Here is a 23,397-nt window from a genome sequence, read left to right on the forward strand (position 1 = left end):
CCATGAGGGCATGGATCATCTTAGGGACTGTTCTGGTTCTCCTGTTTCTACTCTCCCTGGTCCGGGTGGGCGGAGTGCTGGAGTATTCCGCTCAGGGGCTGCTGGTCCGTATTCGGCTGGGACGGCTGCACCTCACGGTTTTCCCCATGCGGAAAAGGGCGCGGAAGCCCAGGCCGCCTCAGGAAAAAAATCCGCAGCCGGAGGGTCAGAGGGAAAAGCCGCCGAAAAAGGGTGGGACCCTGTCTCGGGTGAAGGAGTTCCTGCCTCTGGCCGCCGAGACGGCCGGACGGTTCAAGCGCAAGGTGCGCATCGACCAACTGGAGTTGGAGCTGACGGCGGCGGCCTCCAACCCGGCGGCGGCAGCCATGGCCTTTGGCGGCGCCAACGCCGCGTTGGGTATGATGTTGCCCCTGTTGGAGAATCATTTTAATGTCCGGCAGCGGAGCATCCGCACCGCGGTGGATTTCGAGGGCAGCCGCCCTGTAATCTACCTGAAGGCGGCATTCTCCCTTACCATCGGGCAGGGCGTGGTCCTCGCCGTCCGCTTGGGGTTCCAGGCTCTGCGCATCCTATCCCAATACAAAAGCGGGCAAAAACAGAAAGAGGCGGTTTAACTATGGAAAAAAATCATCCCATCGGCGATCTGATGAGCACCACCATGCAGAAGATCCGGGAAATGGTGGACGTCAACACCATTATCGGCACCCCCATCCGGACGGACGACGGCATCACGCTCATCCCCGTATCGAAGCTCTCCTTCGGGTTTGCCTCCGGAGGCAGCGACTTTGCCACCAAGAACCAGAAGCCCGAGGCCGACAACGCCTTCGGCGGGGGCGGCGGGGCCGGCGTCAACATCTCTCCGGTGGCCTTTCTCATCGTGAAGGGGGACACTGTAAAGCTGCTGCCTGTAGCGCCTCCCGCCAATACCACGGTGGACCGGGTGGTGGAGCTGGTGCCCGAAATGTTTGACAAGGTCACCGGCTTCATTGACCAGAAAAAGGCCGAGGATAAATCCGGGTTCTAAGCTCCATACTAGTGTCATCTGTGCGTCGAGGTGACACGTATGAAGCGTATGCTCGCGGCCCTGCTGGCCGCTGTATTGCTGTACCCTTTTGCCCTCCGGAGCGCCCAGGCGGCGGGGCCGGAGACCGCGGCGGCCTCCGCCATCCTGGTCGATGCCGCCAGCGGCCGGGTGCTCTACGAGAAGAACGCCCGTGAAAAACGGCTTATCGCCAGCATCACCAAGCTGATGACCGCCCTGGTGGCGGTGGAATCCACTCCCGACCTGGAGGATGAGGTCACGATCCAGCCGGCAGACACGCTGGCCGAGGGCTCCTCCATGTACCTGAAGCCAGGGGAGAAACTGCCTCTGAAAACGCTGCTGTATGGTCTGCTGCTCCAGTCGGGCAATGACGCCGCCCTGGCGGTGGCCCGCCACTGCGCCGGAGATGTGGAGACCTTTGTGGACTGGATGAACCAGCGTGCGGCGAGCCTGGGTATGGAGGACACCCACTTTGCAAACCCCAACGGACTCAACGACGAAGCGCACTATTCCACTGCCGCCGATATGGCTCTTCTGGCCGCCGAGGTCCTGAGGCATGAGGCGCTGGCGGAGATCGTGGGCACCAAGTCCATTACGCTGGGCGCCCGCACCTTCACCAATCACAACAAGCTGTTGTGGCAGTACGAGGGCTGTGAGGGAATGAAGACCGGCTATACGCAGCTTGCGGGGCGGACCCTGGTATCCTGTGCCCGGCGGGAAGGGCAGCTTTTGATCTGCGTGACCCTCAGCGACCCCGACGACTGGAAGGACCACGCCGCTTTGTTCGACTACGGGTTTGAGACCTATCCCCGGCAGGTGCTGGCTACGGCGGGGAAGGTGTTCCGGCGGGTGCCGGTGGAGGGCAGTCTGACCCGGTTTGTGGCCGTCCGCACCGGCGAGGATGTATATTACCCCACTGCGGCGGAAGAAGAGCTCCAGGCAGAGCTCCTCCTGCCGGAGCGGGCGCAGGCACCGGTAACGGAGGGGACCATCGCGGGGAAGCTGTCCTTCTATCTGGGAGAAACCTGCGTGGGAGAGACCTACCTGCTCTATGACGCCGATGTGCGCCGGGACGCGGTGGTGGGCAGCTCCCTGCTGCGGCGGGTGCTGGATTTTTTGAACCGGGCGGACAGCGCCGCCTTTCTGACGGCCTTCGCCCCCCATACGAGCTGACACAGGCCCGCCTGCGGCGGGCCTTACATATGGAAGCGAGGAGTTCTCTTTATGGAGGAGCGTCTGCAAAAGATCCTATCTGCCGCCGGGGTATGCTCCCGCCGGACTGCGGAGGAGTATATCTCCGCCGGCCGGGTGACGGTCAACGGTGTCACCGCTGCTCTGGGGACCAGGGCCGACCCGGTCCGGGACCAGATCGTGCTGGACGGGCATCGGGTCGGCGGTCCGGCCCACCCGGTCTATTTGATGCTGAACAAGCCACGGGGCTATGTAACCACCCTTTCGGACGAGAGGGGGCGCAAGACGGTGGCAGAGCTGGTCTCCGGCTGCGGGGCGCGGGTGTGGCCGGTGGGACGGCTGGACCTGGACTCAGAGGGCCTGCTTCTGATGACCAATGACGGAGCGGTCACCAACCGCCTGATTCATCCTCGGCATGCGGTGGAGAAGGAATACTGGGTATGGGTCTCCGGCGATCTGGCACGGGCGCTGCCCCACCTGCGGGGGCCCATGGAGCTGGACGGCGTCCCGCTGGCCCCCGCCAAGGTGACGGAGCGGGGCGCAAACTGCCTGTCCATCGTTATCCACGAAGGGAAAAACAGGCAGGTGCGCCGGATGTGCGCCCAGGCGGGGCTGACGGTAAAAACCCTTCGCCGGGTGCGGGAGGGGCCTATTTTTCTGGGAGATCTGCCCGTGGGGCGGTGGCGGCCGCTGGCCAATACAGAAGTGGCGTGGTTCCGTAAGCTTCTTTTGTGATTTTGCAAGAAACCTAATTTTCCTTGCAGATTTTACTTGCTTTTCTCCGGGCTTCCCGCTATGATATAGTACGTTAGTACGTAAAATCCATGCTCCCCAAGGGCGGGGAACAGAGCCTGGGGGTATTTCCTTATGACCCGTGATATTCTTTCCATAATTCAGACCCGGATGAACACCTTCTCCAAAGGGCAAAAGCTGATTGCGCGCTTCATTCTGGAGTCCTATGACAAGGCTGCCTTTATGACCGCCAGCCGGCTGGGCAAGACGGTCAACGTCAGCGAGTCCACCGTGGTGCGGTTCGCCGCCGAGTTGGGCTACGATGGCTACCCCAGTATGCAGAAGGCACTGCAGGAGATGATCCGCAACAAGCTGACCTCCATCCAGCGCATCGAGGTGGCGAACGACCGCATCGGCAATCAGGACGTGCTGTCCATGGTGATGCAGTCGGATATCGAGAAGATCCGCATGACCATGGAGGAGACCGACCGGGAGAGCTTTAAGGCCGCGGTGGACGCCATTCTGGCCGCCAAGCGCATCTATATCCTGGGCGTCCGGTCCGCCGCCGCGCTGGCCGACTTCATCGGGTTCTATTTTAATCTGATCTTTGATAATATCGCGCTGGTCCACACCACCTCGGCCAGTGAGATCTTCGAGCAGCTTCTGCGTGTGGGCCCCGAGGACGCCGTCATCGGCATCAGCTTTCCCCGGTACTCCAGCCGCACGGTAAAGGCCATGCACTTTGCCCGGGACCGGGGGGCCAACGTCATTGCGCTGACCGATTCCGAGGCCTCTCCGCTGGCCGAAATCGCCACCGAGACCCTGCTGGCCAAGAGCGATATGGCCTCCTTTGTGGACTCCCTGGTGGCGCCTTTGAGTCTGGTCAACGCCCTCATTGTGGCGGTGGGCCGCAGGAAAAACGAGGATGTGGAGCAGACCTTTGTGAATCTGGAGCAGATTTGGTCGGAGTATGGCGTCTACGAAAAGGTCGAGGAATAAAGACCCGCTGAAAGGGGCTTCACTTTGGAATCTCAGATCGTTGTGGTAGGTGGCGGCGCGGCGGGCATGATGGCCGCGCTGTCCGCCGCCCAGTCAGGCGCTTGCGTCATCCTTCTGGAGCGCAACCAGAAGGTGGGCCGGAAGCTTTATATCACAGGGAAAGGCCGCTGTAACCTTACCAACGACTGTCCTGCGGACGAGGCGCTCTCCAACGTCCCGCATAACAGTCGTTTTCTTACCAGCGCTATGACCCGCTTTCCGCCCTCCGCCGTGCAGGAATTCTTTACCGGCCTGGGCGTCCCGCTCAAGACGGAACGCGGCGGCCGGGTTTTTCCGCAGTCCGACCGGGCGGCGGATGTCATCGACGCGCTTTTCATGGCTCTGCGGCGTCAGAAGGTGTCCATCGTGGAGGACCGGGCGGTGCGCCTGCTGGCCACGGAGGACCGCATCTCCGGCGTAAAAGGGGAGCGCGGCACTTATCCCTGCGCTGCGGCCGTGTTGGCCACGGGAGGGTGCTCCTATCCTCTGACCGGATCCACCGGCGACGGCTACCGCATGGCGGCGGAGCTGGGGCATACCGTCCTGCCGCCCAGGCCCTCCCTGATCCCCCTGGTGATCGAAGGGGAGGAGTGCCCCCAAATGCAGGGGCTCTCCCTGCGCAATGTGTCGGTGCGGGTCAAGAACCAAAGGGGCAAGGTCGTCTTTCAGGAGCAGGGGGAGCTGTTGTTCACTCACTTCGGCCTGTCCGGACCGCTGATTCTCAGCGCCAGCGCCCATATGCGGGAGTATGAAAAGGACCGCTATACCGTCTGCATCGACCTGAAGCCCGCCCTGGACGAGCAGACGCTGGACGCCCGTCTGGTGCGGGAGTTCAGCGAGCATGCCAACCAGGCCTTCCACAACGTGCTGGAGCATCTGGCCCCCAGACTGCTGGTGCCTGTGCTGACGGCGCGCTCCGGCATTCCGGCGGACCTGCCGGCCAATTCGGTCACCAAGGTCCAGCGGCGCAGGCTGCTGGAGTTGCTCAAGGCATTGTGCTTTGAGGTCCAGGGGCCGCGGCCGGTGGAGGACGCCATTGTCACCTCCGGCGGGGTGAAGGTGGGAGAGATCGACCCCAGGACAATGGAATCCAAATTGGTGCAGGGGTTATACCTCGCCGGAGAACTCATCGACGTGGACGCCTACACCGGCGGGTTCAACCTGCAGATCGCCTGGTGTACCGGCCGTGCGGCGGGACAGGCCGCGGCGCTGCGCGTATTGGGGGGATAAGAATATGTCATTTCGGAGCATCGCGGTGGACGGACCGTCCGGCGCGGGGAAGAGTACGATGGCCAAGCGGTTGGCGGAGGCTCTGGGTTTTGTCTATGTCGATACCGGCGCGATCTACCGTACGCTGGGTCTGCTGGCCTGCCGTCAGGGGGTGGCCCCCGACGACGCGGCGGCCGTCACCGCCCTTCTGCCGGACGCGGATATCCGCCTGCGTTACGGCAGCGACGGGCTACAGCACATGTACCTGGGCGGCGAGGATGTAACCGAGTCCATCCGCCGGCCGGAGATCTCCAAATACGCCTCCTCCGTCTCCGCCATCCCGGCGGTACGGGCGTTTCTGCTGAACATGCAGCGGGACCTGGCCAGGACCCATGACGTCATCATGGACGGACGGGACATCGGCACAGTGGTTCTGCCCGCCGCAGACGTGAAGATTTTCCTGACCGCCTCCGCCGAGGACCGGGCCCGCCGCCGCCATGCCGAGCTGGCGGCCAAAGGGCTGCCGGACTGCTATGAGACCGTGCTGGCCGATATCATTGAGCGCGACCGCAAGGACACCACCCGCGCCGCCGCACCTCTGCGTCAGGCGGAAGACGCCATCGCGGTGGACACCACGGGTCTGTCCCTGCAGGAGAGCTTTGATGCCTTACTTGAGACTATCAGGAGGAAACTGGGCCAATGAGGACCGTTTACGCCATACTTTACTGTATTATTTTTCCTTTTTTTAATTTGGTGCACCCCTGCCGGGCCGTCGGCAGGGAGCACATCCCGGAGGGCGGCGTGCTGGTCTGCGCCAACCACACGGCGGCTTCTGATCCCTTTTTTTTGGTATTCGCCTTCCGGCTCAAGCATCAGGTCCGCGCCATGGCGAAAGCCGAGTTGATCCGGGTACCCGTGATTGGCTGGCTCCTGAGCAAGGCCGGCGTATTCGGCGTGGACCGGGGCAAAGCCGATGTGGGCGCCATCAAGCAGGCGATGAAGTTCCTGAAAGGCGGGGAAAAAGTGCTTCTCTTCCCGGAGGGCACTCGCATCAAGGACGGCGGAGCGGGCGAGGCCAAGACCGGGGCCGCCATGCTGGCCGTGCGGTGCGGCGTCCCCATCCTGCCGGTCTATATCTCCGAAAAGAAAAAGTGGTTTGGCCGCACTCCGGTGATCATCGGAGAGCCCTATTATCCCGTGACGGCGGGCAGACGGGCCACCACGGAGGAATACCACGCCATTGCCGACGACATGATGGCGCGGATTCGGGCTCTGAAGGCCCAGGCAGCGGCATGAGAGTGGAGCTGGCGAAGTCCGCCGGTTTCTGCTACGGCGTCCGCCGTGCGGTGGAGCTGGCGGCACAGGCGGCGGAATCGGGCGAGCCCTGTGTCATGCTGGGGCCCGTCATCCACAACGACCATGTGGTGAGCTGGCTGGCGAAAAAGGGCGTGTCCTGTGTGGGAAGCGTGGATGAGGTCCCGGAAGGCAGTTCGGTCATCCTGCGCTCCCACGGAGAGCCCCGCCGGGTGCATGAGGCGCTGAAGGCTAAGGGCGCCAAAGTCATTGACGCGGCCTGCCCCAACGTCACCAAGATCCACCGGCTGGTGGAAAAAGCCGAGCAGGAGGGGCGTCAGCCCGTGATCATCGGCACGCCCGATCATCCGGAGGTGGTGGCCATCGCCGGCTGGTGCAGGCGCCCGGTGGTGCTGGCTGGCGCGGAGGAATGGGAGATTTGGCTGTCGGAACATCCAGAATATCGGGAAAAACCCTTGACACTGGTCTCGCAGACCACCTCCACCCGCGTAATTTGGGAATCAAGTATAGAAAAAACAAAAAAACTATGTACAAACGCAGAAATTTTTGATACAATATGTAGCGCTACGTGTACGCGGCAAACGGAGGCCCAGGCGTTGGCCGCCCGTTCCGATGCCATGATTGTCATCGGAGACCGGCGAAGCTCCAACACCAAACGGCTGGCGGAACTGTGCCGCGCCCTCTGTCCCCGGGTGGTCGCCGTCGAGGGGGCGGAGGAGCTGGAACCGTCCTCGTTCCGGGGACTGGCTTCTGTAGGAGTCACTGCGGGCGCTTCCACGCCCGGGTGGATTATAAAGGAGGTCTATGACAAAATGAGCGACGAAATCATGGAGATCGAAGAATCCTTCGCTGATCTGCTGGAGAAATCGATCAAGACTTTAAATACAGGGGAGAAGGTAACGGGCATCGTCACGGAAATCACGCCCACGGAGATCTACGTGGATCTGGGCACCAAGCACGCCGGATACATACCCGTATCCGAGCTGTCCGACGACCCCACCGTCAAGGTGGAGGACATCGTGAAGGTGGGCGACGAGATTGAAACCTACGTCATGCGCGTCAACGACGCGGAGGGCGTTGTCACCCTGTCCAAGAAGCGCCTGGATACCGTCAAGAGCTGGGATGACATCGAGGCCGCCTGCGAGAATCACACCCCTGTCGAGGGCGTGGTGACCAAGGACAACAAGGGCGGCGTAGAGGCCTCCGTGCGGGGCGTGCGCGTGTTCATTCCCGCTTCCCAGACCGGCCTGCCCCGTGACGCCGACATGAGCGAGCTGGTGAAGCAGAAGGTCCGTATGCGTATCACCGAGGTCAACCGTGCCCGCCGTCGGGTGGTGGGTTCCATCCGCGCCGTGGCCCAGGAGGAGCGCGCCGCCAAGGCCGCCAAGGTCTGGGAGGAGATCGAGGAGGGCAAGCGCTATACCGGCGTGGTGAAGTCTCTGACCTCTTACGGCGCCTTTGTGGACATCGGCGGCGTGGACGGCATGGTCCACATTTCCGAGCTGTCCTGGTCTCGCATCAAGCACCCCTCCGAGGTGGTGAAGGTGGGCGATACCGTGGAGGTGTATGTCATTTCCTTCGATCCCGAGAAGAAGAAAATCTCTCTGGGCATGAAGGACCGCACGGAGGACCCCTGGTCCAAGTTCATCAACACCTACAGCATCGGCAGCACCGCCAATGTCAAGGTGGTCAAGCTCATGACCTTCGGCGCCTTTGCTGAGATCGTCCCCGGTGTGGACGGCCTGATCCACATCTCCCAGATCGCGGACCACCGCATCGACAAGCCCGGCGACGTGCTGAGCGAGGGTCAGATGGTGGACGTGCGCATTACCGACATCGACATGGACAACAAGAAGGTGTCTCTGTCCATCCGCGCTCTGCTGGAGGATGCCCGCAACCAGCCCGGTGAGGCGGACGAAGTGGTCGCTTCTTCTGAGGCGGAGGAGTAAATCCATCCTGTTCCAATGAAAAAACACCCCGTTTCCAGTTGGAAACGGGGTGTTTTACTGCTTTTTTACAGAGTTTATTCCAGAAAGGCCCTTGCAAACCATGATCGAAAGGTTTATAATAAACTCATTCATAAGATTTGTCAAGAGTTATTTTTCGGTTTTTGTGGAGGTGGATTCATGTTTCAGGTAGGGGATAAAATTGTTCATCCGATGCATGGTGCCGGTGTCGTAGACAGCATCGTAAGCAAAAAGGTGAACGGCGTGGTACGGGAATACTATCTGCTCAAAATTCCCGTCGGTGGGATGCTGGTCATGATCCCCACCACGAACAGCGAAGAGATTGGCGTGCGACCGGTGGTGAACAGCGCCGAGGCTGACCGTATCATTGCCTCTATCCCCGACATTGAAGTGGATATGACCGCCAACTGGAATCGGCGCTACCGGGAAAATATGCTGCGTCTGAAAAGCGGCGACCTGACCGAGGTGGCCCGCGTGGTAAAGGGGCTGGCTCTGCGGGATACGGACCGCGGCCTCTCCACCGGGGAGCGGAAGATGCTCCACTCCGCCAAGCAGATCCTCATCTCCGAGTTGGTTCTTTCCCAAAACACCAGCTATGAAGATGTGGAAGCCCGCATAAATACGGCACTTGCGCAATAAGCTGTTTTCGAGTACACTGAAAAGGAGCCGTCAGGCTCCTTTTTTGCCAAGCAGGAAGGAAGTGTATGGCAGATGCCGCCGCTGTTTGAACGACTGCGCCGAAAAAAGCACGCCGGGCCCCGGTGCTCCATGGTGGTCCCCGCCGCCGGTTCCTCTGCACGGATGGAGGGGATGGATAAGATCCTGCTGCCTCTGGGGGACGTGCCCATTCTCATCCGCACGCTGCAAGCCTTGGAGAACTGTCCGCTGGTCCAGGAGATCATCGTGGTGACCCGGCAGGATCTGATTGTCCCCGCCGGCCAGCTCTGCAAGGATTTTGATTTACAGAAGGTGCGGAAGCTGGTGGTGGGCGGAGCCACCCGCACCCAGTCGGTGCTGGCGGGCGTCCGGGAGACCGACCCGGCAGCCGATGTCATCGGCGTCCACGACGGAGCCAGGCCCTTTGTCACTCCGGAGGTGCTGGAGCAGGTCATCCTGCGGGCCGCCGAGTGCGGGGCCGCCGCGCCGGCCGTTCCGGTCCACGACACCATCAAGCGGGCCGCAGGCGGTCTGGTGGAGGAGACGCTGAACCGGGAAGAGCTGTTCGCGGTACAGACGCCGCAGGTATTTGAGCCCTCCCTGATCAAGGCGGCGCTGCAAAAGGCGGCGGAGGAAGGCGCCACACTGACAGACGACTGCGCGGCCGTAGAGCGGCTGGGCATGACGGTCTGCCTGACCCGGGGCTCCGATGAGAACATCAAGATCACCACCCCGGCCGACCTGAATCTGGGGCTGGGCATCCTGAACGGAAGGGGAGAGCTGGTATGAGCGGATTCCGCATCGGCCACGGCTACGACGTGCACCGCCTCACGGCAGGGCGAAAGCTGATCCTGGGCGGGGTGGACGTGCCCTTTGAGCGGGGACTGCTGGGACACTCCGACGCCGACGTGCTTACCCACGCGGTAATGGACGCCCTGCTGGGCGCCGCCGGGCTGGGAGACATCGGCAAGCTATTTCCCGACCGCGACCCGGCCTATCGGGGTATTTCCAGCCTGCTGCTGCTGGACCGGGTGGTCCTGCGGCTGGCGGAGAGCGGCTGGCAGGTGGGAAATGTAGACGCCACCGTGGTTGCCCAAGCCCCCAAGCTGGCCTCCCACATCCCGCTGATGCGGCAGAACCTGGCGCGGCATATGGGGGTCCCGGCGGAACGGGTCAATGTGAAGGCCACCACAGAGGAGGGGTTGGGCTTCACGGGGCGTGGGGACGGCATTGCCGCTCACGCGGTGGCCCTGCTGGAGACGCTGGAGCGGTAGCGCAGGAAAAAGCCCTCTCGGCCAAGGAGCCGGAAGGGCTTTTTTGTCCCCTGTGCCAGTCCTGCGGCATACACTGGGCAAGAGAGGAGTGTCATGCCAATGGTCTATTATCTCATCGTCTGCCGTTCCCTGACCTATGCCCAGCGGACGGCCTCCGTTCTGGAGCGGGCGGGCATCACCGCGCGCATTCTCCGCTCTCCCAAAAGTATCGCGGGCGAAGGCTGCAGCCACGCGGTGAAGGTGTCCGAGCGCCGTCTATCCGACGCGTTGGTGCTCCTCAACCGCGCCTACCTGCCCCCCAAGCGAATCTATATGACGGAAGCAGACGGAAGCTACCGGGAGGTGGATCTATGATCTACCTGGACGCCGCCGCTACCACGCTGCAAAAACCGACCGCCGTGGCCAGTGCTAGCGCCTATGCGGTCAACCACATGGCCACGCCCGGACGGGGCGGACACCAACCTGCCATGCTGGCCGCGGAGACTGCCTTCGCCTGCCGCCAGGCGGCGGCGGAGCTGTTTCACGTGGGGGAGCCCGACAATGTGGTACTGACCTTCAACGCCACCCATGGGCTCAACATCGCCATTCAGTCCCTGGTCAAGCCGGGGGACACCGTGCTGATTTCCGGCTACGAGCACAACGCCGTCACGCGGCCTCTGGCCGCAATCCCAAACGTCAAGGTGAAGGTGGCCGCCTCGCCCCTGTTTCAGCCGGAGACCATCCTGTACCAGTTCCAGCGGCTGCTGACCCCGGAGGTCTCCGCAGTCGTATGCAACCATGTCTCCAACGTCTTTGGCTATGTGCTGCCGGTGGCTGAGATCTCCGCCCTGTGCGCCAGAAGGGGCGTACCTCTGATTCTGGATGCCTCCCAGTCCGCCGGCTGCCTACCGGTGCACCTGGATGAGCTGGGGGCGGCTTTCATCGCCATGCCCGGCCATAAGGGCCTTTACGGACCGCAGGGGACCGGGCTGCTGCTGTGCAATCACGAGACCGCCCCCATTCTGCGGGGCGGAACAGGTTCGGTGTCCATCCGGCAGGATATGCCGGATTTTCTGCCCGACCGGCTGGAGGCGGGGACCCAGAACATCGCCGGTGTGGCCGGACTGCTGGAGGGCCTGCGGTTCGTACGCAGCCAGGGGGAGGAGAAGATCCTGGATCACGAGCGCAGGCTGGCCGCCCGAGCGGCGGAGCAGCTCTCTGCTCTGCCGGGGGTTCGGGTCTATGCCGCCCGGGGCCTGTTCTGCCAGTCGGGCGTCCTCTCCTTCCAGATGGAAGGGATGGACTGCGAGGAGGTGGGGGAGACCCTGGGCGGCATGGGGATTGCCGTCCGGGCAGGACTCCACTGCGCCCCGCTGGCGCACCGCTCTGCCGGGACCCTCAAGGCGGGGACCGTGCGGGCCAGCTTCTCCGCCTTCAACCACGGCAAAGAGGCCGACCAGCTCGCGGCGGCTGTGGCGCGGCTTGGAAAATAGCAGTCCCATCGTCAGGCGCACGGCGCTCCGCCGTGCGCCTTCGCGCGTCCATTTTCTCCTGTTCTCTTCGGAATTTAAGGGAAAATTAATGGGGCGCCGTATTGCCATTTCCCACTGAATCAAGTATAATAATTCAAATGGAGGACAGCTTTTTGTGGCTGGCTCCAGGAACAGCTAAAGCGCCGTCCCGGCGCATTCGGTTTTTGTGGGAGACTTTGGAAATGGACACGTTCTTTGCAGCGGCGGGTCAACTGTTCGTGAACATCCGGAACCAGATCCAGATGATCACCATCAGCGATATCATCGACATCGCCATCATCGCCTATATCGCCTACCGGATGCTGCTGCTGGTGCGGCACAGCCGGGGCGCTCAGGTGGCCAAGGCAATCGTATTGCTGCTGGCCGCCCTTGTCCTGTCCAATGCTTTCCGGCTGAACGTCGTCAATTTCATTTTGAGCAAGACGGTGGAGCTGGGTCTGTTGGCCCTGGTGGTGGTATTCCAGCCGGAGATCCGCCGTTTTCTCGAGCAGGTGGGCAGTAGCCGGCTGGGGGACATGTTCAGCAAGGAGGAGATCCCCTCCGAGATTGAGGATGCCATTGGCCAGACCGTGGCGGCCTATACCGCTCTTTCCCGGGACAAGGTGGGCGCGCTCATGGTCTTTGAGCGTAAAACCCCTCTGGATGACATCATCAAGACCGGCACGGTGCTGGACTGCAGCGTCTCCTCAGAGCTGCTGAAAAACCTTTTCTGGAACAAAGCGCCGCTCCACGACGGAGCGGTAATCGTGCGCAACGGTCGTATCGTCGGCGCCGGCTGTGTGCTCCCCCTGTCCGGGAACACCAATTTGTCCAAGGACCTGGGAATGCGCCACCGGGCGGGGATCGGCATGAGCGAGAACTCCGACGCGGTGGTGGCCATCGTCTCAGAGGAGACCGGCTCCATCTCCGTGGCGGTCAACGGGATGCTCAAGCGGCATTTGGCGCCCGAGACGCTGGAGCGCCTGATGGAAAACGAGCTGATGCCCGAGCAGGAACCGGCCAAGCCCTCGGTACTGGCCAATCTATTCAAGTCGAAAAAAGGTGAAAGTGACGATGGGGAAACGAATCACTGACAGCAAGGCCTTTAATATCGTCCTCGCCATCCTCATCGCCATCGGGCTGTGGTTTTATGTGACGGTCGAGGTAAACTCCACTACCAGCGCGACCATCTACAATGTCCCGGTGACCATCGTCAACGAGGACGTCCTGACCAGCCGCGGCCTGATGATCGCACCCTCTTCCGAGCTGGCCGTCGATCTGAAAGTATACGGCAACCGGAACGCCATCAGCCGTATCAAAAGCGACAAGGACAGCATCACCGTTTCAGTAGATGTGGCGGACGTCCAATCGGCGGGGGAGAAGGAATTCCAGTGTAAGGTGACCGTGCCCTACACGGCCACCGGCGGCTCCGTCGCAGTCCAGGACCAGGAGAGCTACACCGTCCAGCTCCTGATCGAACGGATGATGAACAAACAGGTGGAGGTCAGGGGCAACTTTACCGGCACGGTGGCGGAGGGCTTCCGCGTCGGGGACTTCATCATCACCCCATCCACCGTGGAGATCAAGGGTCCGGAAGAGCTGATCAAGAATGTGGATCACGCCCAAGTCACCGTTTCCCGCCAGGACCTGTCTGAAACCTATACCGGCGAGCTGAGCATTACCTTCATTGATGCCGAGGGCAGCGAGGTGGACGGCTCCGATATCGTCACAGACGCGGAGTCGGCCAGCGTGGTTCTGCCCGTCTATATGACCCTGGACCTGCCTCTGGACGTTCGATTTGTCTATGGAGGCGGCGTCACGGCGGACAACTTCAACGACGTGGTGAGCTACGAGCTCTCCCCGGACAGCATTTCCATCTCCGGCGCGGCCGAGGACATCCAGCCCCTGGAGGGCAGCACCAAGATTGTGGGCGAGATTGATCTGTCTGAGTTGAAGGACACCTATGAGTTCAACCTGGTCCTGGACCCGGCGCTGACCAACGACAGCGGTATGACCAAGGTCACCGTCAAGGTGAAGGTCAGCGGACTGGAGACCCGGACGCTGGAGACCAACGACATCGAGATCATCAATAAGCCTGCGGGCGTGGATGTGGAAAAGGTCACCCAGTCCCTACAGGTACAGGTGCGCGGCCCGGCGGAGCTGCTGGATTCGGTGGAGGCCTATCAGCTCCGGGTGGTGGCAGACCTTCAGGACGCCGCACAGATGCCCGGGCAGTTCAATCAAAAAGTCAAGATCTATCTGGACGGCGACGGCAAGTGCGGCGTCGTTGGCGAGTATTCCATCGTCATCAAGGTGACGGCGGCATCGTAGGAGGCACCATGACACAAGTAGCGCAAGTAAAAGAAATTTATTCCAACGGACAGGCCAGGGTGGCGGTGGTTCGGAAAGGGGCTTGCAGCCACGACTGCTCCAAGTGCGGCGGCTGCACCCCCACGGCGGCTCTTCCCACCGTGATGGCCGATGCGGATAACCGGGTGGGCGCCCATGTGGGGGACACCGTACTGGTAGAAAGCGACAGCGCCCCGGTCATTGGCCTGGCGGCGATCATGTACCTGCTGCCCATGGTCCTGCTGGTGCTCGGTTATGTAATGGGGCAGCTCCTGCACCTGTCCGAACTGGGCTCCATCGGCACGGCCGCCCTGGCCTTTGCTCTGAGCGTCGGCATCCTCATTCTGGTGGACCGGCGCCTCAAGCGCAGCCGGTCTATGACCTTCCGCATCATTCAGATCAAAGGGGCCTGATGTTCGGATATGTACGCCCGCGGAAGGATGAGTTGAAGGTCCGCGACTGGGAGGCCTATCAGGCGGTCTACTGCGGCCTGTGCCACACCCTGGGGCGGCGGTACGGGCTCCTTCCCCGGATGTTCCTCAATTATGATTTTGTATTCCTGGTGATGGTGCTGGACGGCGGGAAAGCACCACCGGTCATCCACAGACGACGGTGTATGGCCTGTCCGCTCCGGGGCAAGCCGTCCTGCCAGGGCGGACAGGCGCTGGAACGCGCGGCGGACGAGAGCGTTATCCTGACCTATTGGAAGCTGCGGGACAGCGTGGCGGACCGCTCTTTTTGGAAGGGAATTTTCGCACGGCTCCTGTCGCTGCTGCTCCGCCCGTCCTATCGGAAGGCCGCCGCCCGGGTCCCGGACTTTGACCGACAGGTGGTGGCCTGCTTGGAGGAGCTTCAGGCGCTGGAGCGGGCGGGCTCACCGTCCCTGGACCGGACGGCGGACACCTTTGCACGCATCCTGCAGGGCGCGGCCCCGGCGGCTGGGCCGCCGGACCGGGACCGGGCGGTGGCGCAGATGCTCTACCATGTGGGCCGCTGGATCTACCTGACGGACGCCTGGGACGATCTGCAGGAGGATCGGGAGAGCGGAGCCTACAATCCAGCGGCGGCCCGCTGGCCCGATGGGCCGGAGAACCACGGAGACGAGCTGCGGACCACGCTGCGGCACTCGCTGAATTTGGCTGCCTCGGCATACAGCCTGGCGGACTTTGGATGTTGGAGCGATATATTGGCAAATATCCTGTATCTGGGCCTCCCCATGGTGGAGGAGGCGGTCTTTACCGGACGTTGGAGACGTCTGAAGAATCGATTAGGTGGGAGACACGAGACATGAACGATCCATACAGCGTGTTGGGCGTCAGCTCGAATGCCAGTGACGAAGAGATTAAGCGCGCTTACCGGGAGCTGGCCCGGAAGTACCATCCCGATAACTACCAGAACAATCCCCTGGCTGATCTGGCGGAAGAGAAGATGAAGGAGATCAATGAGGCGTACGACGCCATCACCAAGATGCGCAGCGGCGGCTCGGCCGGAGCATATCAAACTCAGGGCTCCTATCAGGGCGGATACCAGCAGCAGAGCGCCTCCTATTCCGGCGGCAGCGTGTACGCCAGAGTCCGCCAGGCCATCAATCTGGGCAATCTGGGGCAGGCGGAACAGCTCTTGAACACAGTGACCCGCCAAGACGGCGAGTGGCATTTCCTGATGGGGAGCATCGCCTATCGGAAGGGCTGGCTGGACGAGGCCATGCAGCAATTTCAAATCGCCTGCAACATGGAACCGGGCAACCCGGAGTACCGCCAGGCATACAACATGATGCAGCAGGGGGGACAGGCCTACCGGCCCGCCGGCTACGGCATGGGAATGGATAGCTGCGACTGCTGCACCACCATGCTGTGTATGAACTGCCTGTGCGGCGGCTGTGGGCACTGACATGAGGGGGAGCCGTGGCGTATACCGGGTGGCGCTGACCGCCGTTCTGGCCGCTGTGTCCCTGATTCTGCTCTATCTGTCCGCGCTCCTGCCCACGGGACGGATGGGTATTGTGGCTCTGGCAGGACTGACCCCGGCGGCGGCTGTGGTGTCCAGCGGGGTGGGCGCCGGAGTGCTGTGTTATGCGGGCACGGGTATTTTGGCCCTGATCCTGCTGCCGGACAAGGGCGGCGCTTTGCTGTACCTGCTCTTTTTCGGACTCTATCCCATCGTCAAGTATGCCGTTGAGCGCCTGCGTAGACTGCCGCTGGAGCTGCTTTTGAAGCTGGTCTTTTTCAACGGAGTGCTCACCGTTTTTTGGTTTGGCCTGCGGGCCGTCCTGCTCTCAGCGCTGCCGGCGGCGGGTCAGGCCCTGTGGCTGGTTTACGCGGGCGGAAATGTGGTGTTTCTGCTCTATGATTTTGGGTTTTCACAGGTCATCTCCTTCTACGGCCGGCGGATCGACCGGGTCCTGCGGAAGGGACGCTTATAACATACGATGGAAGAAAGAGAAAGGGGGGACCGCATATGGTCAAAAGTATGACCGGTTATGGCAGAGGAGAGGCGGTCCTGCATGAGCGCACCATCACGGTGGAGGTTCGCTCGGTCAATAACCGCTATCTGGACTGCTCCATTAAAATGCCCCGGCTGTATGTCTTTGCCGAGGACGCCATCAAGACCCGGGTCCAGACCAGCATCTCCCGTGGCAAGGTAGACGTATTCGTCAGCATCGACAGCTCCAAGGCGGACAGCGTTTCCGTCTCGGTGAATCGTCCGGTGGCAGACGGCTACTATGCGGCGCTGACGGAGCTGCGCGACGCCTACGGCCTGCGGGACGATCTCTCGGTATCCCTGCTGTCCCGGTTCCAGGACGTGCTCCTGGTGGAAAAGGCGCAGGAGGACGTGGAGACCGTGGCGGCGGATATCTGTCAGGTGCTGGATCTGGCCCTGGCCGACTTCAGCGCCATGCGGGAGCGTGAGGGGCAGAAGCTGCGGGAGGATATCCTCTCCCGGGCAGAGACCATTGGCCGCCTCACCTCCTTCGTGGAGGAGCAGTCGCCCAAAACGGTTTCGGAATACCGGGCCCGCTTGGAGGCTAAAATGAGGGATGTGCTCCAAAATACTCAGATTGACGAAAGCCGCATCCTCACGGAGGCCGCCATTTTTGCCGATAAGGTGGCCGTGGATGAAGAGACGGTGCGTCTGCGCAGCCATCTGTCCCAGCTTCGGGAGATGCTGGAGCTGGACGTACCGGTGGGCCGAAAGCTGGACTTCCTCATTCAGGAATTCAACCGCGAGGCCAACACCATCGGCTCAAAATGCAATGATATTGAGACCTCCAAAAAGGTGATCGACATCAAAGCGGAGATTGAAAAGATCCGTGAGCAGATTCAGAACCTGGAGTAAAGAGGGGCGGAGCACATGAAGCTGATCAATATTGGATTTGGCAACATGGTATCGGCCGGGCGGCTGATTGCCATTGTCAGTCCGGAGTCTGCGCCCATTAAGCGCATGATCCAGGAGGCCCGGGACCGCGGCGTCCTGATCGACGCCACCTATGGGCGGCGGACCCGCGCCGTTCTGGTCATGGACAGTGACCACATCGTCCTCTCGGCCATCCAGCCGGAGACCGTGGCCGGGCGCTTGGGCGCCCGTGAGGCCGCAGAGGCCGCGGAAGAGGAGGGGGAGGACTGATGCCATTTCGGAAAAAGGCGCGGGGACAGTTGATTGTTCTCTCCGGCCCCTCCGGCGTGGGAAAGAGCACCGTCATCTCAGAGCTGTTGGGCCAGCGGCAGGACATCCACTTCTCCGTCTCCTTCACCACCCGACAGCCCCGGGTGGGAGAGGCCAACGGCGTTAACTACAATTTTGTGGATCGGCCGGAGTTTGAGCGGATGATCGCCGACGGCGAGCTGCTGGAGCACGCGGAGTATGTAGGCAATTACTACGGCACTTCTCTGAAGGTCATCGAGGAGAAGCTGGCCGCCGGGATCGACGTATTGCTGGACATTGAGGTGCAGGGCGCCGCCAAGGTCCGCGCCAAGTGTCCGGAGGCAGTTCTCATTTTCATCATTCCGCCCTCCTTTGAGGAGCTCTCCCGCCGTCTCCACGGCCGCCACACCGATGGTGAGGACGTGATCGCCGGGCGGCTCCAGAAGGCGAGGGAGGAATATAAGGAAATTCCCCACTACGATTATCTGGTGGTCAATGACAAGGTATCCGAAGCGGCTGCGGAGATCATCTCCATCCTGGTCGCAGAGGGCTGCCGAACCAGAAACCGCATTCATCTTGTAGAAGGAGTGTAATGACTTATGATGCTCTATCCCGCAATGAACGATCTGCTCAAACAGGTGCCCAGCCGGTATCAGCTGGTGAACGTGGTGGCCCACCGAGCCCGCGAAATTGCCGCCGAGGCCGAGGATGAGGGCTATCCGCTGGAGGACAAGCCGGTATCCATCGCTATCCGTGAAGTGGCCGACGGCAAGGTGACCGGCGAGACGGTGCCGCAGGCGCAATGAAAGGAAAGGCAAGTGCCGGACAGACACGGCGCTTGCCTTTTGTGGAGACAGGGGGGAAGCGCGTGACAGAACCGGCACGCATTGCACGGGTGGCGCTCTCCGCCGTGACCTACGCCATCGACAAGCCCTATGATTATCGGATTCCTCCCGAACTGGAAGAAGGCGCCTGTCCGGGCGTCCGGGTCATCGTACCCTTTGGAGCCGGAAACCGGCGGACGGAGGGGATCATACTGACCACGGGTCAGGCCTCCGCCACGGAGAAGAGGCTCAAGTCCCTGGTGTCGCTGCTGGACGAGGCCCCGGTACTGGACCGGGAGGGAATCCGGCTAGCCCTGTGGATGCGGGAGCGCTTTTTCTGCACGGTCTATGAGGCGGTCCGGGCCATGCTCCCGGCGGGGCTGTGGTTCTCTCTGCACGACAGCTATCGCATTGCGGAAGGGATCGACAGGGAGAAATCCTACCAGGCCGTGGGCCGCTCCGAGCCCGCTCGGCGGCTGTTGGATATGCTCTGGGCCTGCGGGGGTTCCGCCGAGCGCACGGATATCCGTGCGGCCTTTGAGGGCAAGGACCTCAATCCGACTCTACGCCAGCTTGTGGAGCGAGGCATTCTGACGCTGGAGACCAGCGCCGCCCGAGGCGTGGGTGATAAGACCGAGCAGGTGGCCGCGCTGGCCATGCCCGCCGAGGAGGCACTATCGCTGGTAACGCCAAAGCGGAAATCCGCACCTCTCCGCTATGCGGTGGTGGAGCTCCTGTGCGGCATCGGCTGCGCGTCCTCCAAGGAGATCTGTTACTTTACCGGCGCATCCAGCGCGACTCTGCGCTCTCTGGCCAAAAGCGGCATTCTGACGTTGCAAAAGAGAGAGGTCTTCCGCCGCGCGGTGCCGGAAGAGTCCGAGCCCGCCGCTCCCCCGGTCCTCAATGACCAGCAGCAAGCGGCCTTTGCGGCGCTGGACACCCTGGCCCGTAGCAAGCAGGCCGCCGTGGCTCTGCTTTATGGTGTGACGGGCAGCGGCAAGACTCAGGTTTATATCCAGCTCATCCGCGCCGCGCTGAAGCGGGGACAGACCGCCCTGGTGCTGGTGCCGGAGATCGCGCTGACACCACAGCTCCTGCATATTTTTTCCTCCCACTTTGGCCCGGACGTGGCGGTGCTCCACAGCTCCCTGCGGGCGGGGGAGCGGTACGACGAGTGGAAGCGGGTTCGGTCCGGAGCGGCCCGGGTGGTGCTGGGCACCCGTTCTGCGGTGTTTGCGCCGCTGCGGAATCTGGGCCTCATTATTTTGGACGAGGAACAGGAGGCCAGCTACAAATCGGAGAATACCCCCCGATACCACGCCCGGGACGTGGCAAAATACCGCTGTGCCAAGGGCGGGGGCCTACTGGTGCTGGGCTCGGCCACCCCGTCGGTGGAAACGATGTACCTGGCCAAAACCGGGGTCTACCATATGGTGTCTCTGACCCGGCGCTACAACGAACGGGCACTGCCCCGGGTCTATATCACCGATCTGAAGGATGAGCTGCGCCGCGGCAACGGGGGCCCCATCAGCGCCTTGCTCCACCGGGAGCTGATGGCCAACCTGGAGCGGGGGGAACAGAGCATCCTGTTCCTCAACCGGCGGGGGGCCAGCCGGATGGTGTCCTGCGGGGAGTGCGGTGCGGCGCCCACCTGCCCCCGGTGCTCGGCCTACCTCACCTACCACTCCGCCAATGGCCGCCTGATGTGCCACCACTGCGGCCATTCAGAAAAGCTGCCTCCGGCCTGCCCGGCGTGCGGCGGCGGCCTCAACTTCATCGGCATCGGCACCCAGCGGGTCCAGGAGGAGCTCCAGGAGCGGTTCCCCGGCGTGGAAGTCCTCCGCATGGACACCGATACCGTCACCGCCACCCAATCCCACGAGGCCATGCTCTCCCGGTTTGAGCGGGAAAAGATTCCCATCCTGGTGGGGACCCAGATGGTCGCCAAGGGGCTGGATTTTGAGAACGTCACCCTGGTGGGCGTGATCGCAGCAGATCTGGCCCTCTATGTGGACTCCTTCCGGGCGGGGGAGCGGACCTTCTCCCTGCTGACCCAGGTGGTAGGCCGGGCGGGTCGGGGTGAAAAGGCGGGCCGGGCGGTCATCCAGACTTATACCCCCGACAACGAGGTCATCCGGTTTGCCGCCGCCCAGGATTACGACAGCTTCTATGAGCAGGAGATCGGCTTTCGGAAGCTCATGGGGCGCCCACCCTTTCAGGACCTGTTCGTCCTCACCGCTTCCGGGGTGGACGAGGCGGCGGTGCTCCGGACCTGCATGCGTCTGCGCCTGGGGCTGGAGGACTGGCTGCGCCGGCCGGAGCTGGCGGCGCTGGGCCCCAGACTGCTGGGACCGGCCCCGGCATCGGTGGCCAAGGTGAACAACCGCTACCGCTACCGGCTTACCCTGTGCTGCAAAAATACCAGACAGGTGCGCGCGCTGCTGTCCCATCTGCTGTACGCAGCCCACAGCGACAGGGAAAACAAAGGCGTCTCCGTGTTTGCGGACGTCAATCCATACGATTAACGGAGGATAGAAACATGGCTTTGAGAAAGATTTTGACGGATAAGGACCCGGTTCTCCGCAAAAAGTCCCGGCCCGTCACCGGCTTTGACGGACGCCTTCATGACCTGCTGGACGATCTGAAGGAAACTTTGGAGCAGGCGGGCGGCGCGGGATTGGCGGCGCCCCAGGTGGGCATTCTCCGCCGCTGCGTCATCGTAGTGGATGGCAAGGGGGAGATGCTGGAGCTGGTAAACCCGGAGATCATCTCCCGCTCCGAAACGGTCCAGGACGGCCTGGAGGGCTGCCTCAGCGTCCCCGGGATGTGGGGCATGGTGGAGCGGCCCATGCAGGTCCGGGTCCGGGCGCAGGACCGCAGCGGTCAGACCTTTGAGGCGGAGGGAGAGGGCATCGTGGCCCGCTGCTTCTGCCACGAGATCGACCATCTGGACGGGCATCTGTTCACCGAGCTGGCAGACCGGCTCTATACCCAGGAGGAGCTGGATGAGATGCTGGAGGAGGAGGGCCAGTGAAGATCCTCTTTATGGGCACGCCGGAATTTGCGGTGCCCTCTCTGAATGCCCTTCTGGGAGCGGGGCATACTGTCTGTGGCGTCTTTACCCAGCCGGACAAACCCAAGAACAGGGGAATGAAGCTGCTGCCAAGTCCTGTAAAGGTATGTGCCCTTTCCCATGAAATCCCCGTGTTCCAGCCCGCAAAGATGCGGGATGGGGAGGCACTGGGGTATCTCCGGGAGCTGGACCCGGAGCTCATCGTGGTGGCGGCCTACGGTAAGATCCTGCCCTCTGAGATTTTGGACTATCCCGTCAAGGGCTGCATCAACGTCCACTCGTCCCTGCTGCCCAAATACCGGGGGGCCGCCCCCATCAACTGGGCCATTCTCAACGGCGAGGCCGTCACCGGCGTCACCATCATGCATATGGCCCCCGCGCTGGACGCAGGCGACATCATTGCCCAGGCGTCCACTCCCATCGGCGCGGACGAGACGGCCCCGACGCTCACAGCCCGACTGGCGGAGTTGGGTGCAGAGCTGCTGGTCTCCGCCGTGGAGGCAATCGGGGCGGGGACCGCCGCCCGGACGCCCCAGGACGAGGCGGACTCCACCTATGCTCCCATGCTGTCCCGCGAGCTGTCTCCCATGGACTGGAGCAAACCGGCCCGGACGCTCCACGACCAGGTCCGGGGCCTGTTGCCCTGGCCCGCTGCGGTGGCGGAGTTCGGCGGCATCCGCTGTAAAGTCTTTTCCACTGACCTTCCCCTCCAAACCACCGATGCGGCCCCCGGCACCATCCTGGAGGCGGGGAAGCGGGGGATCGACATTGCCTGCGGCGGTGGCACGGTGCTCCACATCGACGAGCTCCAGGCTGATGGCGGAAAACGGATGAAGGCGGCGGATTATCTGCGGGGCCACCCGCTGAACTGACAAGGAGGCGTTTGCCTTGCCCTACTTTTTCTATGGCTACGATCCCTACTACTGGATGATCCTGGTCCCCGCCATGCTGATCGCCCTGTTCGCCCAGCTCAAGGTTTCCTCTACCTTTAACCGCTATGACCGGGTGCGCAGCGCAAGGGGCTATACCGGCGCCCAGGCGGCCGAGGCGGTGCTGCGGCAACACGGCGTCACCGATGTGCGCATTGAGCGGGTCAGAGGAAGGCTGACCGATCACTACGACCCGCGGAGCAATGTGATCCGCTTGTCCGACGCGGTCTACGCCTCCAACAGCGTGGCCGCCATGGGCGTAGCCGCCCATGAGGCGGGCCACGCGGTGCAGTACGCCGTGGGCTACGGACCCATCCGGCTTCGAAACGCCATCATACCCGTATGCAATTTCGGCTCTCAGCTCTCCATCCTCCTCATCCTCATCGGCCTGTTTTTATACTCCCAGCCCCTGTTTGGCCTGGGGGTCATCCTCTTTGGCGTGGCGGTGCTGGGCCAGGTGGTGACCCTCCCTGTGGAGTTCAACGCCTCTAGGCGGGCAGTGGAGAGTCTGGAGGGCGGCTACCTGCTGGACGATGAGGAGCTGCGAGGCGCCAGAAAGGTACTCAGCGCGGCCGCCATGACCTATGTGGCGGCGCTGTTGGTGTCCCTGGCTCAGCTCCTGCGGTTTGTACTGGCATTCAACGGAAGGCGGCGAGACTGATATGG

28 protein-coding genes are annotated in these 23,397 nt (G+C 62.3%); all 28 read left to right on the top strand.

The features are described 5' to 3' along the window. Positions 1-2 precede the first annotated feature (2 nt). The 28 genes from BN2154_RS08085 (at position 3) to BN2154_RS08220 (ending at position 23,392) form a co-directional block, all read left to right on the top strand. The gene (locus BN2154_RS08085; RefSeq protein ID WP_050618333.1) at positions 3-614 is read left to right on the top strand and encodes a DUF2953 domain-containing protein; all 612 of its coding nucleotides are present in this window, start codon (positions 3-5) and stop codon (positions 612-614) included. Positions 615-616: 2 nt separating this feature from the next. Next, positions 617-1,024 carry a GerW family sporulation protein gene (gene ytfJ / locus BN2154_RS08090; protein WP_050618334.1) on the top strand — a complete coding sequence of 136 codons (408 nt, stop codon included), beginning with the start codon at positions 617-619 and terminating at the stop codon, positions 1,022-1,024. A 39-nt stretch (positions 1,025-1,063) separates the two neighbouring features. Continuing rightward, the gene (locus BN2154_RS08095) at positions 1,064-2,215 is read left to right on the top strand and encodes a D-alanyl-D-alanine carboxypeptidase family protein (protein WP_094762417.1); all 1,152 of its coding nucleotides are present in this window, start codon (positions 1,064-1,066) and stop codon (positions 2,213-2,215) included. 51 nt (positions 2,216-2,266) lie between these two features. After that, complete coding sequence (locus BN2154_RS08100; RefSeq protein ID WP_050618335.1) at positions 2,267-2,968, top strand: pseudouridine synthase; 702 nt, start codon at positions 2,267-2,269, stop codon at positions 2,966-2,968. Between the two features lie 132 nt (positions 2,969-3,100). Further along, positions 3,101-3,964, top strand: coding sequence for a MurR/RpiR family transcriptional regulator (locus BN2154_RS08105; protein WP_050618336.1), 864 nt, complete (start codon positions 3,101-3,103; stop codon positions 3,962-3,964). A 24-nt stretch (positions 3,965-3,988) separates the two neighbouring features. Continuing rightward, positions 3,989-5,233 carry a BaiN/RdsA family NAD(P)/FAD-dependent oxidoreductase gene (locus BN2154_RS08110; RefSeq protein WP_094762418.1) on the top strand — a complete coding sequence of 415 codons (1,245 nt, stop codon included), beginning with the start codon at positions 3,989-3,991 and terminating at the stop codon, positions 5,231-5,233. A gap of 4 nt (positions 5,234-5,237) precedes the next feature. Further along, positions 5,238-5,915: a (d)CMP kinase gene (gene cmk, locus BN2154_RS08115; RefSeq protein WP_050618337.1), complete on the top strand. Its 678-nt coding sequence runs from the start codon at positions 5,238-5,240 to the stop codon at positions 5,913-5,915. A 50-nt stretch (positions 5,916-5,965) separates the two neighbouring features. Next, positions 5,966-6,508: a lysophospholipid acyltransferase family protein gene (locus BN2154_RS08120; RefSeq protein WP_242853776.1), complete on the top strand. Its 543-nt coding sequence runs from the start codon at positions 5,966-5,968 to the stop codon at positions 6,506-6,508. Further along, positions 6,505-8,475: a bifunctional 4-hydroxy-3-methylbut-2-enyl diphosphate reductase/30S ribosomal protein S1 gene (locus BN2154_RS08125; RefSeq protein ID WP_050618339.1), complete on the top strand. Its 1,971-nt coding sequence runs from the start codon at positions 6,505-6,507 to the stop codon at positions 8,473-8,475. Before BN2154_RS08120 ends, BN2154_RS08125 begins: the two co-directional genes overlap by 4 nt. Before the next feature lie 177 nt (positions 8,476-8,652). Continuing rightward, complete coding sequence (locus tag BN2154_RS08130; protein ID WP_050618340.1) at positions 8,653-9,132, top strand: CarD family transcriptional regulator; 480 nt, start codon at positions 8,653-8,655, stop codon at positions 9,130-9,132. Positions 9,133-9,204: 72 nt separating this feature from the next. Then, on the top strand, positions 9,205-9,939 hold the full coding sequence (gene ispD, locus BN2154_RS08135; RefSeq protein WP_050618341.1) for a 2-C-methyl-D-erythritol 4-phosphate cytidylyltransferase: 735 nt from the start codon (positions 9,205-9,207) through the stop codon (positions 9,937-9,939). Continuing rightward, a complete protein-coding gene (gene ispF / locus BN2154_RS08140; RefSeq protein ID WP_050618342.1) occupies positions 9,936-10,424 on the top strand; it encodes a 2-C-methyl-D-erythritol 2,4-cyclodiphosphate synthase in 489 nt (162 codons plus the stop codon). Before ispD ends, ispF begins: the two co-directional genes overlap by 4 nt. A gap of 99 nt (positions 10,425-10,523) precedes the next feature. Beyond that, positions 10,524-10,778 (top strand): putative Se/S carrier protein, encoded by a 255-nt coding sequence (locus BN2154_RS08145; RefSeq protein WP_050618343.1) that lies wholly within the window; start codon positions 10,524-10,526, stop codon positions 10,776-10,778. Beyond that, the gene (locus BN2154_RS08150) at positions 10,775-11,896 is read left to right on the top strand and encodes an aminotransferase class V-fold PLP-dependent enzyme (protein WP_050618344.1); all 1,122 of its coding nucleotides are present in this window, start codon (positions 10,775-10,777) and stop codon (positions 11,894-11,896) included. The genes BN2154_RS08145 and BN2154_RS08150 overlap by 4 nt, the downstream gene beginning before the upstream one ends. Positions 11,897-12,117: 221 nt before the next feature. Beyond that, positions 12,118-13,008, top strand: a complete 891-nt coding sequence (cdaA, locus tag BN2154_RS08155; RefSeq protein WP_094762419.1) for a diadenylate cyclase CdaA — start codon at positions 12,118-12,120, stop codon at positions 13,006-13,008. Next, on the top strand, positions 12,989-14,245 hold the full coding sequence (locus BN2154_RS08160; protein WP_050618345.1) for a CdaR family protein: 1,257 nt from the start codon (positions 12,989-12,991) through the stop codon (positions 14,243-14,245). The genes cdaA and BN2154_RS08160 overlap by 20 nt, the downstream gene beginning before the upstream one ends. Before the next feature lie 8 nt (positions 14,246-14,253). Further along, positions 14,254-14,676: a SoxR reducing system RseC family protein gene (locus BN2154_RS08165; protein WP_050618346.1), complete on the top strand. Its 423-nt coding sequence runs from the start codon at positions 14,254-14,256 to the stop codon at positions 14,674-14,676. After that, entirely contained in the window at positions 14,676-15,554 is an 879-nt protein-coding gene (locus BN2154_RS08170) for a DUF5685 family protein (RefSeq protein WP_050618347.1), read from the top strand. Before BN2154_RS08165 ends, BN2154_RS08170 begins: the two co-directional genes overlap by 1 nt. Beyond that, on the top strand, positions 15,551-16,153 hold the full coding sequence (locus BN2154_RS08175) for a J domain-containing protein (protein WP_050618348.1): 603 nt from the start codon (positions 15,551-15,553) through the stop codon (positions 16,151-16,153). The genes BN2154_RS08170 and BN2154_RS08175 overlap by 4 nt, the downstream gene beginning before the upstream one ends. Before the next feature lies 1 nt (position 16,154). Then, the gene (locus BN2154_RS08180; RefSeq protein WP_050618349.1) at positions 16,155-16,685 is read left to right on the top strand and encodes a hypothetical protein; all 531 of its coding nucleotides are present in this window, start codon (positions 16,155-16,157) and stop codon (positions 16,683-16,685) included. Positions 16,686-16,720: 35 nt separating this feature from the next. Beyond that, positions 16,721-17,599, top strand: a complete 879-nt coding sequence (locus tag BN2154_RS08185) for a YicC/YloC family endoribonuclease (RefSeq protein ID WP_050618350.1) — start codon at positions 16,721-16,723, stop codon at positions 17,597-17,599. 15 nt (positions 17,600-17,614) lie between these two features. Then, positions 17,615-17,887: an extracellular matrix/biofilm regulator RemA gene (gene remA / locus BN2154_RS08190; protein ID WP_050618351.1), complete on the top strand. Its 273-nt coding sequence runs from the start codon at positions 17,615-17,617 to the stop codon at positions 17,885-17,887. Next, a complete protein-coding gene (gmk, locus tag BN2154_RS08195) occupies positions 17,887-18,498 on the top strand; it encodes a guanylate kinase (protein ID WP_050618352.1) in 612 nt (203 codons plus the stop codon). The genes remA and gmk overlap by 1 nt, the downstream gene beginning before the upstream one ends. Positions 18,499-18,504: 6 nt before the next feature. Further along, positions 18,505-18,711 carry a DNA-directed RNA polymerase subunit omega gene (gene rpoZ, locus BN2154_RS08200; protein WP_050618353.1) on the top strand — a complete coding sequence of 69 codons (207 nt, stop codon included), beginning with the start codon at positions 18,505-18,507 and terminating at the stop codon, positions 18,709-18,711. A gap of 62 nt (positions 18,712-18,773) precedes the next feature. Beyond that, entirely contained in the window at positions 18,774-21,254 is a 2,481-nt protein-coding gene (priA, locus tag BN2154_RS08205; protein WP_242853719.1) for a replication restart helicase PriA, read from the top strand. 14 nt (positions 21,255-21,268) lie between these two features. Further along, positions 21,269-21,763 (top strand): peptide deformylase, encoded by a 495-nt coding sequence (gene def, locus BN2154_RS08210; RefSeq protein ID WP_050618354.1) that lies wholly within the window; start codon positions 21,269-21,271, stop codon positions 21,761-21,763. After that, positions 21,760-22,674: a methionyl-tRNA formyltransferase gene (gene fmt / locus BN2154_RS08215; protein ID WP_050618355.1), complete on the top strand. Its 915-nt coding sequence runs from the start codon at positions 21,760-21,762 to the stop codon at positions 22,672-22,674. Before def ends, fmt begins: the two co-directional genes overlap by 4 nt. 16 nt (positions 22,675-22,690) lie before the next feature. After that, positions 22,691-23,392 carry a zinc metallopeptidase gene (locus BN2154_RS08220; protein WP_094762421.1) on the top strand — a complete coding sequence of 234 codons (702 nt, stop codon included), beginning with the start codon at positions 22,691-22,693 and terminating at the stop codon, positions 23,390-23,392. The last annotated feature ends 5 nt before the right edge of the window (positions 23,393-23,397 follow it).

Source organism: Intestinimonas massiliensis (ex Afouda et al. 2020), from assembly GCF_001244995.1.
Classification (GTDB): domain Bacteria; phylum Bacillota; class Clostridia; order Oscillospirales; family Oscillospiraceae; genus Intestinimonas; species Intestinimonas massiliensis.